This is a genomic window from Leifsonia araucanica (genome assembly GCF_051161895.1).
Lineage (GTDB): Bacteria > Actinomycetota > Actinomycetes > Actinomycetales > Microbacteriaceae > Leifsonia.
This window is the reverse complement of sequence record NZ_JBMBTW010000002.1, coordinates 3,261,313-3,275,235: the sequence shown is the minus strand read 5'-3', so window position 1 is coordinate 3,275,235 and position 13,923 is coordinate 3,261,313. Positions and strand designations below refer to the sequence as shown.

The window sequence follows — 13,923 nt, the reverse complement described above, 5'->3', positions numbered from 1 at the left end:
CCGTCGGCGCCCTCGTGAACCTCCCGCGCATCCATCTCGTGTTCTCCCTGTGGTCCCCATCCGCCCGATCTCCCGGAAGCAGGTACACCCATGAACGACAGCGGCTCGGCCCTCAGGGTCCTTCGCATCATCAGCGCGATCGTGCTCCTCGTGATCGCCGGAATCCACATCTTCCTTCTCTTCGACGGCGTCGGCGGCCTGCTCGGCGTGCTCTTCGTGCTCAACGGCATCGCGGGCATCGTGCTGGCCATCGGGATGCTCGCCCTCCGTGGCCGGTTCCTCGCCATCGCGACGGTGCTGAGCCTGCTGTTCGTCATCGCGAGCCTGGCCTCCCTGCTTCTGGCGCTCACCGTCGGCCTGTTCGGCATCACCGAGTCCTGGAACTTCACGTTGGTGCCGGAGACCGTGATCGTGGAGGCGATCGGCGTGGTGGTGCTCGCGATCACGACCACCGTCGCCCTGCGGAGTCCGCGGGGCGTGCGGGCGGCGTGACGGCGGCGTGACGGCGGGTTGCGCTACAACGCAACCTCACCCGGTGTGCTTACGGATTCATCAGTCGCGCTTCTGGCGTGGACGAAACGACTTACATTCGGCCCCAGCTTCCTTCGAGCGCGTACATCGACCCGTCATAAGTCATCGCGTCGATATTGTCCCAATCCAGGCTGCCGTCAGGATTGATGGCTGGACGAATTCCAGCGCTCTCCCAACTCACCCTCGAAACGGCGGGAAAAAGCAGCGTTCCCGAGCGATAGCAGAATTGCTCGTCGGGAAGCGGGTCGCGGTATTCGGGATGACCTTCCGTCAACACGAATTGCATGTCGAACCGCAGCCATCCGGGATGAAGCGCGAAGTCGAGTACGTAACTTTCCTCGAGCACGAGGTCTCGGAGAGACGGAATTGCTGTGTATGGCGTTCCCATGACTTCATCTTTGTGTGCCGATGCGCAGTGCGTCGTCGTTCTGCGGGATTTCGTGGCTGGCCCCTACGCCCATCCGACCCCCGTGATGTCTACGCTACGCCTTCACCGCACCATCCAGGTACGCCGTCAGGATGCGGCGGAGGCGCGGTTCGAGGTCGATCAGCGCGTGTCCGAGGCGCGGGTCGGAGCGGTAGAGCTCGGCGATCGGCGGGGGCGGCGTGGAGATCTGCCAGAACGTTCCGGCGAGCGACGTCGCGGTGGCGACGAGGTCGACGGCGGCCGGGCGGGTGAGGCCGGGAAGCGTCGCGGTCGCCGCGTCGACGAGCTGGTCGAGGGAGGCGGCCGTCGTGAGCTTGAAGGCGCGGACGGCGTCGACGGACACGTTGCGTTCCAGGTTCATGGGGGCCTGGGCGAGCAGGTCGCAGAAGGTGCCGCGCTCGGCGAGGGTCGCGGCGAAGGCGGCGGCGACGCCGGACGCCGCCGATGCGGCCAGGATGCGTGCGCAGACCACCGGGGTCCACTCGCGCCAGCCGTCGGCGGTGAGGCGCAGGAAGATCTCCTCGCGGGTCTCGAAGTAGCGCAGCATGGCCGATTTGTGCATCCCGACCTCGTCGGCGATGTCGGTGAGGGTGACCTCGCGGATGCCGCGGCGGGCGGCGAGCGCGCGTGCCGCATCCAGGATCGCCTGCTCTCTGGCGGCCTTCGCCTCGGGGGAACGGGCGCGCTGGAACGCGGTGTCTGCTTGCTCGGTCGGCGTCACGGGACGAGTTTAGCGCAACAAGGTTGCATTAGTTAAAGAAACAGTGTTTTATTAACCGCATGACACAGACATGGTTCATCACCGGCTCCTCCCGCGGCTTCGGCCGCGCACTCACCGTCGCCGCCCTCGAGGCGGGCGACAGCGTCGCGGCCACGGCCCGCCGCCCCGAACAGCTCGACGACCTCGTCGCCTCGTACGGCGACCGCATCCTCCCGCTGCAGCTCGATGTCACAGACCCCGCCCAGGCCCGGGATGCGCTCGGCGCCGCCCGCGACAGGTTCGGCTCGGTCGACGTCATCGTCAACAACGCCGGCTACGCGAACGTGTCGCCGATCGAGTCGACGGACGACGACGACTTCCGCACCCAGTTCGAGACCAACTTCTGGGGCGTGTACAACGTCTCCAAGGCGGCGATCCCGCTGCTGCGGGCGCAGGGCGGCGGTCTGGTCATCCAGTTCTCGTCGGTCGGCGGCCGCGTCGGCGGCTCCCCCGGAATCGCGTCGTACCAGGCGGCGAAGTTCGCCATCGACGGCTTCAGCCGCGTGCTCCGCGTGGAGACGGCACCCTTCGGCGTGAAGGTGCTCGTCGTGGAGCCGAGTGGCTTCGCAACGGACTGGGCCGGCTCGTCGATGGAGGTCCGCGATGTACCGGAGCAGTACGAGCAGACGGTCGGCGCGATGAACAAGCAGATGCGCCAGAGCACGGACGGCCCGGCAGGCGACCCGGTACGCGCCGCAGGGATCCTGGTGGCCGTGGCCAAGCGCAGCAGCATCCCCGAGCACCTCCCGCTCGGCGTGAACGCCACCGAGATGAGCGTCGCCCAGGACCGTCGCCTGCTCGCCGACGACCTCGCCTGGGCGCCCGTCAGCCGCTCGGCCGACTTCGCAGAGCCTTACCCTGCGGAGTTCCCGCCGGACGCCGCCTGAGGCAGGATCTCCGCGAGAAGGCTCTGCACCCGCTGCTTGATCTCGTCCCTGATCGGGCGCACCTCGTCGGCGGGGCGCCCGGCGGGGTCGGTGAGCTCCCAGTCCTCGTAGCGCTTGCCGGGGAAGATCGGGCAGGTGTCTCCGCAGCCCATCGTGATCACCACGTCGGAGTCCGCCACCGCATCCGTGGTGAGGATCTTCGGCACCTGGTTGGCGATGTCGATCCCCTCCTCCGCCATCACCTGCACGGCCACCGGGTTCAGGTCGGCCTTGGGCTCCGAGCCTGCGGAGAGCACGTCGACCGCACCGCCGGACAGTTCCCGCATGAAGCCGGCGGCCATCTGGGAGCGGCCCGCGTTGTGGACGCAGACGAAGAGCACGGTGGGCTTGTCGGACATGGGGTTCCTTCCGGGTCGGGAGCGGAGTCTACGCGGCGGCGGTGAACGGCGGCGTCAGCCGCAGCACGAGCCGGCGGCAGCACCGGATGCGGCGGCAGCACCGGATGCGCCAGCCGAGGCACTCGTGGAGCACACCCCCGTGGACGGCAGCGTCAGCTCCACGTTCGCCGCTGCGGCGACGTCCCCGGCGATCCACGCGGTAATCGACCGCACCTGCTCGTAGCCGGTGGCCAGCAGGAACGTCGGGGCGCGGCCGTACGACTTCATGCCGGCGAGGAAGAAGTTCGGCTCCGGCTGCTGCAGTTCGGCGAAGCCGTGGGGCGCGACCGTTCCGCAGCTGTGCAGGTTGGGGTCGATCAGCGGCGCGAGCCGCCTGGGCGCCTGCACCACGTCGTCGAGGTCGAGGCGCACCTCGCGCAGCATGTCGAGGTCCGGGCGGAACCCTGTCGCGTTCACGACCGTGTCCGTGTCGTGCTCGGCCGGTTCCCCCGCGCGACGGCCGATGAGGCGGACTCCGTCGCCGGCGGGCGCCAGGCGCGCGATCTCGAAGCGGTCGAGCTGCTCGATGACACCGGCGGCCACCAGCCTTTCGACCCTGCCGCCGAGCGCGGCGCGGGCGACGAGCTCGTCGCCAGGAGCTGTCGTGACCCGCGCGGCTCCCGCGTTGCGGATCAGCCAGGTGATGCGGGTTCCCGGCTCCTCCCTGGCGAGGGCCGCGAGGTCGATGAGTGTGTTCGCGGCCGAGTGCCCCGCCCCGCCCCGCCCCGACCACCGTGGTGCGCCTGCCCGCGAACCGGGCGCGCTCCCGCCCGAGGACGTCGGGCAGCGCGTGCGTCACCCGGTCGGCCACCTCGGAGATGCCGAGCGGTTCGAGCCCGCTCGACGCGAGGCTGTTCGGGCTGCGGTACTTCCCGGAGGCGTCGATCACCGCCCGGGCGGGAACCTCATCCACTGCATCGGATGCGTCGGTGACGCGGAGCAGGAACGGGGTGTCCGCCCTGCCGGCGCTGCGCGTGCGGTCCATGCCGTCGCGGCTGACCGCGGTGACCGTGACGCCGGTGCGGAGCCGGGATGCGATGGCGGGCAGCTCGGAGAGCGGGAGCAGGTAGTCCGAGACGAGCTCGGCGCCCGTCGGCAGTGTCTTCTGGTCCGGCGCCGTCCATCCCGTCGCCTCGAGCAGCAGCCGGGAGGCAGGGTCGATGGCGTGACGCCACGGGGAGAAGAACCGGATGTGACCACACTGCTCCACGCTGCTCGCCACGGAGTCGCCCGCCTCGTAGACGACGAAGTCGATGCCACGCTCCACCAGGTTGGCGGCGGCGGCGAGGCCGATGGGGCCGGCGCCCACAATGGCGACGGGCAGGCCGGCGAGGCGGTCGCTGCGCAGCACGGGGGCCGTCAGGTCGATGAGGGTCATGCGCTTCTCCATCCATCGACGTTTGTCGATGTTGAGAGTCTCCGCCCTTCCATCGACGTTTGTCAATATTCGGTTTAGAGTGGCATCCATGACGAACGTCGAACTGCTGCCGCTCACGGTCGCGGGCTCCTGCTGCACCCCCATCACCACGGAGACCCTCAGCGTGCAGGAGGCCGAGTCGATGGCCGTCGCGTTCAAGGCGCTGGCAGACCCGACCCGGCTGCGGCTCATCTCGATCGTCGCCGCCTCCGCGGGAGAGGAGGCCTGCGTCTGCGACCTGACCGACCCGATCGGGCTCAGTCAGCCGACGGTGTCCCACCATCTCAAGATCCTGATGGACGCCGGATACCTCACGCGCTCCAAGCGCGGCACCTGGGCGTACTACAAGCTGGTGCCCGGCGCGCTCGAGCGGGTGTCGCACCTGCTGACCGGCGCGCTGCCTGCCGCTGCCGCGCGCTGACCGGGATGCTGCCGGCCGCTCCCGCGCGCTGACCACGGGATGCAGTGAAACCGGCGGATCACAACCCGGTTGACTGCATCCGGGGTTGGGGTCACGGTCGGAGCATGACTGCACCGATAACCCCGCGCGGACCCGTCAGCGCGCAGCTGCTCGCCGCGCTCTCCGAGCCGGCGGACCGCGACTCCGCCGCGATGACGCGCGCGCTCGACCTCGCCACCGAAGCACTCGCGGGCGAGCCGGACCTCCTCACCGACGACGACCTCCAGCTCACCCTGCTGCTCAGCTACGGCCTCTCCTACGGCGGCGTCGTCGACACCGACGACCGCTGGGAGTGGCACCCCACCCAGGTGACCATGCGCACCTCCATCGAGGACCTGTTCGAGCGGCAGCTGCGCGAACGCATCGACCTCGGCGAGCTTCCCGCCGCAGACGCGGAGGCCGTCGCGTCGTACCTGTTCGCCGTCACCGGCGAGGACTCCGGACCCAGCCTCTCCCGCTACCTGGCGAAGAAGGCCACGAAGGAGCAGGCGATCGAGTTCGTCATGCAGCGCTCCATCTACACGCTCAAGGAGGCGGACCCGCACTCCTGGGCGATCCCCCGCCTCACCGGACGGGCGAAGGCCGCACTGGTCGAGGTGCAGGCCGACGAATACGGCGGAGGCGACCCCGACCGGATGCACTACGCCATCTTCGCCAAGACGGTCCGCGGCGTCGGCCTGGACGACACATACGGCGCATACATCGACAGCGTTCCGGCCGTGACGCTCGCCTCGTTCACCATGATGTCGATGTTCGGCATCAACCGTCGCCTCCGCGGCGCCATCGCCGGGCACCTGGCCGCGTTCGAGATGACGTCCTCCATCCCCAACAGGATGTACGGCAACGGCTTCCGCCGCCTGGGCTTCGGCGACGACGTCACCGACTACTTCGACGAGCACGTCGAGGCGGACGCCGTGCACGAGCAGATCGCGGGGCGCGACCTCGCCGGCGGGCTCGCGGAGGAGCATCCGGAGCTGCTGCCGGACATCGTCTTCGGCGCACGCGCGTGCCTCTACGTCGACGGCCTGGTCGGCGCGCACATGATCGAGTGCTGGCAGGCGGGCCGCAGCTCGCTGCGAGACAGGGAGCCGGTGCTCGCGTGACCGCCGCAGAGCGTCAGCCGACCATCGTCGCCTGCACGGACGGCCCGCTGCTCGTGCGCGGCGAGGTGACGATCCTCGGCTCCGACGGCGAGCCCATCCCGCAGCATCGGCGCACGGTGGCGCTGTGCCGCTGCGGGGTGTCGACCATCAAGCCGTACTGCGACGGGACGCACAAGCTGGTCGGCTTCAAGACCGACCCGCAGCTGGAGGGGTGACGCCGGATGCGGGGGTGGCCGGTACGGCAACCCCCGCATCCCTCACGTCAGCGACCTCAGCGCTTCCGCGGGCGCAGCTTCCTGCTCAGCCGTCCTGCGGTCACCAGCAGTGCCCCTCCGGTCAGTGCGAGCAGCGCCAGCCACAGCGGAGCCAGCAGGTCGGAACCGGTGGCCGCGAGGCCGGATCCGGTGCCCGAGCCGGTCGATGCCGCTGGAGGGTCGGTCACCGTCGCACAGGCCACTCCCGCGGCGCCACAGGTGCCGGATGCGCTAGACGGGTCCCACGGGCCGGTCGGCGTCTCGACACTGGCGCGGTTCGTGGTGGTCACCGGCGCGATCAGCTTCGCGGTCACCGTGACCGTCGCGGACGCGCCGCGAGCGATCGCGGGGATCGTCCAGACGAGTGTGCCGTCCTTCGCCGTCGCCGCCGGGGAGGTCGAGACGACGCTCAAGCCCTTCGGCATCGTGTCGGTCACGGCGACGTCCTTCGCGTCGAGCTGACCGTCGTTGGTGACGACGATCGTATAGACGATGGTGTCGCCGACCGTGGCCGTCGGCCGGTTCGCGCTCTTCTGGATGCTCAGGTGACCGACGTCGAAGCGGTTGGTGACCGTCACGGTCACCGCAGCGCCGTCGGCGATGGTCACGATGCCGTCCGCCGGATCGAGCGTCGTGGACGTGGCGAGCCCGGCGTCCGTCTCCTCGATGGAGCAGGATGCCCCGGCGATGAGGTCGTCGATGGTCGCCGTGTATCCATTGGCCGCGTCGAGCACCACTTTCGAGCGCGCGCCGAGGTCGATCGGTGTGGTGACCCCGTCGACCCGGTACGTGCAGGTCACCTCGACGGTGAACGGTCCGTCGCCGAACTGCTTGACGCCGTCACCGATCCGCTTCTTGTCGATGACGAGGGAGCCGGTGTCGAAGGTGTTGGTGATGGTCACCTCCGCAGGGGCGCCCGCCGGCACGGTGACGCCCGCTGCCGGTGCGACGGTGACGGAGGACGCGCCGCCCGTCGCCGACTCCACGGTGTCGCAGTGCGCGCCCTGGATCAGCCCGGTGACGGTCGCCGTGTATCCGTTGGCCTTGTCGAGCACGACCTTTCCTCCGGCGGGAAGCGGAATGGTGGAGGTCACGCCGTCCTTCACCCAGGTGCAGGTGAGCTGAGCGGTGAACGGTCCGTCGCCGTACGTCGCCGCCCCGTCGCCTGTCCGCTTCTTGATGACGGTGACGGCACCGGCGGAGAACGTGTTGGTCACGTTGACGGTGACGACCGGCACCGTGCCGTCCGCCGCGCCGGGGATCACGACGGTCGGGGTGTCGACCGTGCTCGCCGTCGCGCCACCGTCCACGGTCTCGACCACGGAGCACTCCGTGCCCGCGGGGAACACGCCCGGCACGGGCAGCGTCTGCCCGCCGAGGATGGAGAGGTCTCCGTCGAAGAGCGTCTGCGCGCCGTCGTAGACGCACTGCACGTGGATGGTGAACGGTCCGTCGCCGTAGCCGACCGCCGCATCCCCGTCGACCGTCTTGGTGACGGCCAGCGTTCCCGCAGCGTAGTGGTTGGTCACCAGCACGGTGTCGCCGCCCACGGCTCCCGCCAGGGTGACGGTCGCGGTGTCGCCCGCCGTCTCCGCGGCGCCGTCGAACGCGATGCCGACGTGGTTGGGGCTCGTCGCCGCGCCGTCGCTGTCGGTCTCCGTGATAGCGCACTTCGCGCCGATCGGGAGGTCGGCGATGGTGCGGGATGCGCCGTCGGCGAGGGTGAACGCCTCGTCTCCGGCGGCCAGCGGGATCGCCGCGCCGAGCGCGCTCGTGCAGGTCAGTGCGAAGACGAATGGCCCGAACGAGGCGCCCGTCGCCGCGGTGTCGACCTTCTTGGTGACGGTCAGCTGCGTGGTCGCGTAGTCATTGACGATCGTCACCGACTGCCCGGCCGGCACCGGCTGGCTCGCGTCCGCTGCCGCCGCGATGGTCACGGCCGACGGTGTCACCGTGCGGGTCGACTCCCCGTACGATCCGGGAGCGCCATGCTCGGTCACCGCACAGGATGCGCCGACCGGGATGCCGTCGATGCGCGCGGTGTACGCGTTCGCGTCGCTGAGCGTCACCGTCTTCGCCGCGCCGAGGTCCACGTTCGCGCCGGCGACCGTGCAGGCCACGTCGGCGTCGAAGCTCGTCGGGGCGTACGCCGCGGCTGCCCCGGTGACCGACTTGGTGATCTGCAGGGGGCCGCCGGTCAGGATGACGCCCGCCTTGATCGGCTCCTGCGGTCCGGCGGGCTGCGTTCCCGTCGCGTACGTCGGGTAGAAGCCGAACGAGTTCCAGGCCCGCACACCGGCGACAGGAGTGCTCACCGGGGCCCGGTGGTCACCGGATGCGGTGGTCGGGATGTTGGTCGTCGAGTACGTGACCTTCACGCCCGCCCCCGCAGGAAGCACCGCGCCAGGGGCGCCGCTGAAGTCGAACACCATCTTGATGCCGGTCACATCCGCCGCGTCGACGGAGGAGCCGACCGCCGAAGACGGCAGCCACGCGCCCGCCGGGCAGGCGCCGGCACCCGGCGAGATCTCCTTGGCGCACGGCTGGGCCGCTGTGGTGACGAACCAGTCCATCCTGGCTCCCGCAGTGCCGCCGGTCGCCTGGAACGCGACGTCGCCGTTGAACCGCGGAGTGAACACGGAGCCGCGCGGGGACGGGTCGACGACGCCGACGTCACCGGGGTACGGGAACACATCCACCGCCGTCAGGTTCTTCGCAGCGACGTTGCCGCCGTTGACCATCTCGAGTTTCCAGTGGTCGGTGTCGCCGACGGCGCTGACCGCCGCGCACGGGTAGCGATAGAAGCCGTCCGTGTCCGCCGTGCACGGGATCGCCGCGTTGTTGACGTTCTGGGCGATGCCGCTGTCGGAGGCGACGCCCTTGGATGCGGTGAACGAGCCCTGCGAGAGAGTGGTCACGACGTTCGTGGTCGAGCAGGTGTTGGCAGCGAACGACGCACCACGACCGTTTCCGGGGTTGAGCGCGGTGCACGCGGGTGCGGTGAGCGTACGCCCGGTGCTGACGCCGAACGTGTTGACGGCGGAGCTGGCCGGGGCGAGCCCCGGCTTGATCTGCAGCGCGATGGTGATGCTGTACGTCTCCCCCGGAGCGAGCTGCGAACCGGCCGGCCAGGTGAACCGGATGGTTCCCGTTGCCGGGTCGAAGGCACGCGTCACTGTTGCGGGGTCGGTCGGCAGTTTTCCGCCCGTCGACGTCGAGTAGATCGGCACGTTGGTCGGGACGAACAGCAACGAGCCGTCCGCGGGAAGCGTGTCGACGACGACGGGATCGGGGAGGAGGCCGGTGCCGGTGTTCTTGAACCGCAGCGTCCAGTTGACCTCCTTGCCCGCTGCCGCCTGGCCGGGGCTGGTCTTCTCCACGGCGATCGCTGCGGTACCCGGGCTCACCGTGAAGGTGGCCGTCGCCTGCGCCCTGGTGGCGTGGACGTCGTTGTACGCCGCGTCGGCGAACACCGTGTTCGTGACCGTGCCTGCCGCGGTCTCACCCGGCATCGGGGCCGGCGAGACCGTGGAGGTGACCGGCCCGGAGCCGTCGCGCAGCGCGGAGCGCAGGCTGACGTTCACCCGGAGGTTGTCGACGTTGTTGCTGGCGGCGAAGCTGGCGCCGTCCGCTCTGGTGAAGGTGAAGCGCACGCCTGTCACGTCCGCCGCTGACACCCCGGACGGGAGTGCGGCGCTGCCGACAGTGGATGCGGTGCCCGCGTGCCAGGTGGCCGTCGACCCCTGGCCGGTCTGCGCATCCACTGTCACCCGGTCGGCGCCGGTGGGAACGGCCAGGATGCTGAAGCTGCTGAATGTGAACGCGTTCCAGAAGGTCGGAGCAGAGTCCTCGATCGTGACCGACTTCGGCGAGAGGGTCCCCGTCGACCGAGCGCGCAGGTTGACCTGGATCGGGTTGACCGGGCTGGCCTGCAGGGTGCTCGCCGGGTTGAAGGTCTTCGCCGTCGTGACCTGGAGGTTGCCGTTGGCGAGCGTCACTCCGGCCGACTGCGTGTCAGCGGCCACGACCGCCGGGTAGACGTCGTCGTGCAGCGTGCCGAACACGGTGTTGTTGAACATCCCGGCGGCAGGGGCGGTGCCGGCAGCGCGGCTGGCCGGGAGCAGCTGACCGGTCAGGGTGACGGTGGCCTTCTGTCCCGGGGCGATGGTGGCGCCGCTGCCGTCCGTGCCCTGCGCGTTCGTGCCGCGGAGCAGCACGCTCACGCCCACCACATCGGCGAGTTGTGCGGCGGTGAGCGCGGTGGCCTGCGCGACGGTCTTCGTGTCGGTGCTGAGCGTGCCGTCGGAGGCGCGGTGCAGCAGCGATACGACGCTCTGCGACGTCTGCACGCCGGCGGCGGCGCTCAGGTCGACGGCGATCTTGGTCAGGGCCAGCTTGTCGAACGGGTTCGCCGCTGGATCGTACGGTCCGAAGACGCACGGAGCGGTGGTGGCGGCGTTCGTGCAGTCAACCGGGTCGCTGATCCTGAGCTGCCAGGTGTTGCTCGTCGAGGAGTTCGCGATGGTGGTCGTGTACGTGGTCGACGGGTACGACGCGGCGGGCACATCCAGCTGCGGGATCACGAGCGTGGTCGGGTTGGCCGTCTTGGTCACCTTGGTGGTGAAGGTCGGGTCGATGATCGTCACGTGGTCGTCCGCGGTGCGCTGGAACGGCGCCCCGGTGAATGGGATGCCACCGACGAGCACGCTGTTGTCGACCGCGCCGGGCGAGCCGGCCATGTTGTACTCACGGGTGCCGGTGACCCAGTCGGTCGCCGCCCCTCCGCGCACCGTGTTCCGGATGCGGAGGTCCAGGTGCATCGTGCGCGCCGAGGTGCTGGCACCGGGGAACGCACCGGCCGACGCGCTGGCGACGCCGCTTCCGACGCTCGGTGCTGTCGGGTCGCCGGTGGACGCGATGGCCGCTGCGCGGTTCGGGCTCTCGATCACGGTCAGCCGCACACCCTGGGTGCTCGCGCGCTCGGCCGTGCTCAGGGTGTATCCGGGGAAGGTGCCGTCGCAGCTGCTCGCCGACGGGCAGGCCTTGGCCGTGATGTCGTTCCAGCTGGAGCCGTCGAACAGTTCGACCTTCGAGACCTTGTCGTAGCGGATCAGCGGGTCGAACGTCGCGCCGCCGGTCGACGTGGGGGTGATGGCGTCGATCCTCACCAGGTCGAACGCCTGGAAGACGCTGCCGGACACCGGGGAGGGCGTCGCGGAGTCCTGGATCGTCATCGACTGGACGCCCGTCGTCTGGGTGCCCCAGCCGAGGGTGACGCCGGTGGTGGTGCCGGACTGGGCCTGCAGGACCTTGGTGCCGTCCCACGACTTGCTCGCGATCAGCGGGCCAGGGCCGCCGGCGGTCGCCTGCACGTTCGCGGTGGCGCAGTCGACGGCGGGACGGCTGGTGATGGCGGTGCCGCCGTTGACGGTGCCGCTCGCCGTGCTCAGCGCACAGTTCTCGTACGGTGTGGTGGCCGGGTATGCACCGGGGTTCGTCGACCCGGAGTTGTCGCGCAGCGTTCCGCGGGCGACGAACACGATGGCGGGGCGCACGTTGGTGGCCTGGCCGAAGCCGTCGGCGTCGGCGAAGGTGAACCGGAGGCCGCGCACGTCGGTGTGCGTGGTCCCGTTCGGGAGTTCGTCGTCGAGCACGGCGGAGTACGTCTTCGCGCTGGAGGTGGCGTCGACGGAGTCGAGGGTCTTCCAGGTCGTTCCGTCGGTCGTGTACTCGACCGTCAGCGTCGAGCCCTCCGGCACGGAGGTCGGGGCGATGGCCGTGGCGTCGAACGCGTTCCAATACGGGGCGGACGCGGTGTCCTGCGGTTCGGTGACGACGATCGAGGTCGGGCGCACCGAACTCGTGCCGGCAGGAGTCTGCGCGGAGAGCTGCACCAGGCTGGCGCCGCCGGGGATGACCGTCGCGGGGGTGATGGTCTTGTCGAGCGCGAGGTCGACCTCGGGGAAGTACACGTCGAGGTTGGCGGAGGCCGCGTCGCTCGCGCTGCCCGCCGCGTTGCTTCCTGTCACGGTCGCAGCGTTCGGGTATGTCGTGAATCCGGAACCGGCCGGCCCGGCCGCCGTCGTGGTGTTAACCGTGACGGGGAGTTTCGCGGTCGCGCCGGTCGCGATGGAGCCGGTGTATGTCACCGTGAACGCCGTGATGTACTGCCCACCGGACAGCGTCGGTGGCGCTGGCAGGCCGGACGCTTCCGTGAACGACGAGTCGGCAGGGGCCGTGCCGGTGTTGACCGACCACTTCACGACAGCGGCCGTCGCGCCCTCCGGCCACGCAGCGCCGGAGCCGAAGCCGCCGAACACGATCGTGTTCGAGAAGAACGTCCCGCTTCCCGGCTCCTGAACCGACAGTGAGCTCAGGCGTCCGGTCGAGGTGTTCTTGGCTGTCAGCGTGGCGGTGGTGGACTGACCGGCGGGCAGCTGCTGGATGCTGAAGCTCTTGTCGGCGGAGACGCTGACGGTCAGCGGCGCCACCACCTGGGAGGCCGTGGCGACCGAGGAGGTCGCGTCGCCTCCGCCGGTGCTGACACTCGCGGTGACCCCATTGACGCGTGTGCCGCCCGTCACGAGCGGGGAGGCGTCCCTCCGGTTCGCCGCCCGCTGCGCGAACGTGACGTCGACGGAACCGGAGGCGGCCGGCGTGATCGCCGAGCCGCTGCTCGAACTGAACACGAGCTTCAAGCCGACCACGTCTCCCGCCTTCACGGACGAGGGAAGGACAGCGGTCGTGCCGACAGGACCTGGCACCGTTCCGCCGGCCGTGATCGCCACGACCTGCACCCGGTCGGCGCCGTCGGGGAAGTCCACGGCTCCGAATCCGGCGAGGTCGTAGAAGTCGAAGACGCCGCCGACGGCCGTCGGGTCGGCCGGCTCGGCGATGGTCATGGTGGTCGCGCCGATGTTGGAGGCGTTGACGGCGGTGATGGTCGCGGTCGACTGCTCGCCGGGCGTGTACTGGGTGGACGACGGTGTCCAGGTCTTCGACGCGGTCGCCCCGATCACGTCGGGCACGTGCAGAGTGACAGGAGTGGATGCGTTCACCGTCGTCGCGTTGGACGCGGTGAAGCCTGCAGTGTTGGTCAGGACCTGTCCGTCGAACGACTTGGCCAGCGCGTCCGGCACCTTCACCTGGATCTGCACGGTGCCCGTCGCGCCCGCCGCCAGTCCGGTGCTCGCCGGAGTGGTGTTGGGGACGGGGTCGTTGAAGACGGCCTTCACCGTGCTGCCCGTGACGGTGACGACCGCGCCTCCGCCGACGACGGTGGGGGTGCCGACGACGGTCAGCGGTGCGGGGACCGGGTCGGTGATCGTGGCGTCCACGCATCCGGTCGTGGTCGACGAGCAGCCGAAGTTGAGCGTGTAGATGAACTGCGTGCCCTGGTCGGCGTCGGCCACCGTGGACGTCTTCGACAGGTTGAGCACGCCCGATCCGAGGTCGTCGGCGTTGGCCGCCGGCGCGCCGATGGCGACGGCCCCGACGAGGGCGATGACGATACCGACCGCGACGGACGCCGGAGCGCGAAGGGTCCGACGTGCGGCGTGCCGTCCTGCCGCGCGAGCGGACAGACGGGTGGACAGGATGGAGCGAAGGCGCGTGAGCAAGCGTGTCCCCCAAGAACACAGAAGGGAT

General features: G+C 70.0%; 11 protein-coding genes and 1 pseudogene. 6 read left to right on the top strand and 6 right to left on the bottom strand.

Going from position 1 to position 13,923, the window contains the following annotated elements; translation table 11 throughout:
* Window positions 1–90: 90 nt before the first annotated feature.
* Window positions 91–492 carry a hypothetical protein gene (locus ACN6M5_RS15835; RefSeq protein WP_434951281.1) on the top strand — a complete coding sequence of 134 codons (402 nt, stop codon included), beginning with the start codon at window positions 91–93 and terminating at the stop codon, window positions 490–492.
* Between the two features lie 91 nt (window positions 493–583).
* Here the strand turns inward: ACN6M5_RS15835 and ACN6M5_RS15830 are convergent, their stop codons facing one another.
* Together ACN6M5_RS15830 and ACN6M5_RS15825 are read right to left on the bottom strand one after the other, a co-directional pair.
* The gene (locus ACN6M5_RS15830) at window positions 584–919 is read right to left on the bottom strand and encodes a hypothetical protein (RefSeq protein WP_434951279.1); all 336 of its coding nucleotides are present in this window, start codon (window positions 917–919) and stop codon (window positions 584–586) included.
* Between the two features lie 94 nt (window positions 920–1,013).
* Window positions 1,014–1,679, bottom strand: coding sequence for a TetR family transcriptional regulator (locus tag ACN6M5_RS15825; RefSeq protein ID WP_434951277.1), 666 nt, complete (start codon window positions 1,677–1,679; stop codon window positions 1,014–1,016).
* A gap of 59 nt (window positions 1,680–1,738) precedes the next feature.
* On the opposite strand from ACN6M5_RS15825, the gene ACN6M5_RS15820 reads away from it, so the two are divergent.
* Window positions 1,739–2,605 carry an SDR family NAD(P)-dependent oxidoreductase gene (locus tag ACN6M5_RS15820; RefSeq protein WP_434951275.1) on the top strand — a complete coding sequence of 289 codons (867 nt, stop codon included), beginning with the start codon at window positions 1,739–1,741 and terminating at the stop codon, window positions 2,603–2,605.
* Here ACN6M5_RS15820 and ACN6M5_RS15815 read toward each other — a convergent pair.
* A complete protein-coding gene (locus ACN6M5_RS15815) occupies window positions 2,572–3,003 on the bottom strand; it encodes an arsenate reductase ArsC (RefSeq protein WP_434951273.1) in 432 nt (143 codons plus the stop codon). The genes ACN6M5_RS15820 and ACN6M5_RS15815 overlap by 34 nt on opposite strands.
* A 54-nt stretch (window positions 3,004–3,057) precedes the next feature.
* A complete protein-coding gene (locus ACN6M5_RS15810) occupies window positions 3,058–3,585 on the bottom strand; it encodes an NAD(P)/FAD-dependent oxidoreductase (RefSeq protein WP_434952450.1) in 528 nt (175 codons plus the stop codon).
* A gap of 191 nt (window positions 3,586–3,776) precedes the next feature.
* Between ACN6M5_RS15810 and ACN6M5_RS15805 the strand changes: the two genes are divergently transcribed.
* Window positions 3,777–4,112 carry a hypothetical protein gene (locus ACN6M5_RS15805; RefSeq protein ID WP_434952448.1) on the top strand — a complete coding sequence of 112 codons (336 nt, stop codon included), beginning with the start codon at window positions 3,777–3,779 and terminating at the stop codon, window positions 4,110–4,112.
* A gap of 191 nt (window positions 4,113–4,303) precedes the next feature.
* Here ACN6M5_RS15805 and ACN6M5_RS15800 read toward each other — a convergent pair.
* Window positions 4,304–4,420, bottom strand: a pseudogene (locus tag ACN6M5_RS15800) (hypothetical protein); the annotation flags it as partial.
* Window positions 4,421–4,508: 88 nt separating this feature from the next.
* Here ACN6M5_RS15800 and ACN6M5_RS15795 point away from each other — a divergent pair.
* From ACN6M5_RS15795 to ACN6M5_RS15785, 3 genes are all read left to right on the top strand, one after another.
* On the top strand, window positions 4,509–4,880 hold the full coding sequence (locus ACN6M5_RS15795) for an ArsR/SmtB family transcription factor (RefSeq protein ID WP_434951271.1): 372 nt from the start codon (window positions 4,509–4,511) through the stop codon (window positions 4,878–4,880).
* Between the two features lie 104 nt (window positions 4,881–4,984).
* Window positions 4,985–6,022 carry an iron-containing redox enzyme family protein gene (locus tag ACN6M5_RS15790; protein WP_434951269.1) on the top strand — a complete coding sequence of 346 codons (1,038 nt, stop codon included), beginning with the start codon at window positions 4,985–4,987 and terminating at the stop codon, window positions 6,020–6,022.
* Window positions 6,019–6,237: a CDGSH iron-sulfur domain-containing protein gene (locus ACN6M5_RS15785; RefSeq protein ID WP_168688500.1), complete on the top strand. Its 219-nt coding sequence runs from the start codon at window positions 6,019–6,021 to the stop codon at window positions 6,235–6,237. The genes ACN6M5_RS15790 and ACN6M5_RS15785 overlap by 4 nt, the downstream gene beginning before the upstream one ends.
* A 56-nt stretch (window positions 6,238–6,293) precedes the next feature.
* Here the strand turns inward: ACN6M5_RS15785 and ACN6M5_RS15780 are convergent, their stop codons facing one another.
* Entirely contained in the window at window positions 6,294–13,895 is a 7,602-nt protein-coding gene (locus ACN6M5_RS15780; protein ID WP_434951266.1) for a DUF5979 domain-containing protein, read from the bottom strand.
* Between the last annotated feature and the right edge of the window lie 28 nt (window positions 13,896–13,923).

Excerpts from the sequence above, each read along its gene's own strand:
- ACN6M5_RS15820 (WP_434951275.1), top strand. The coding sequence starts at position 1,739 with ATGACACAGACATGGTTCATCACCGGCTCCTCCCGCGGCTTCGGCCGC.
- ACN6M5_RS15795 (WP_434951271.1), top strand. The coding sequence starts at position 4,509 with ATGACGAACGTCGAACTGCTGCCGCTCACGGTCGCGGGCTCCTGCTGC.
- ACN6M5_RS15835 (WP_434951281.1), top strand. The coding sequence starts at position 91 with ATGAACGACAGCGGCTCGGCCCTCAGGGTCCTTCGCATCATCAGCGCG.
- ACN6M5_RS15815 (WP_434951273.1), bottom strand. The coding sequence starts at position 3,003 with ATGTCCGACAAGCCCACCGTGCTCTTCGTCTGCGTCCACAACGCGGGC.
- ACN6M5_RS15830 (WP_434951279.1), bottom strand. The coding sequence starts at position 919 with ATGGGAACGCCATACACAGCAATTCCGTCTCTCCGAGACCTCGTGCTC.
- ACN6M5_RS15790 (WP_434951269.1), top strand. The coding sequence starts at position 4,985 with ATGACTGCACCGATAACCCCGCGCGGACCCGTCAGCGCGCAGCTGCTC.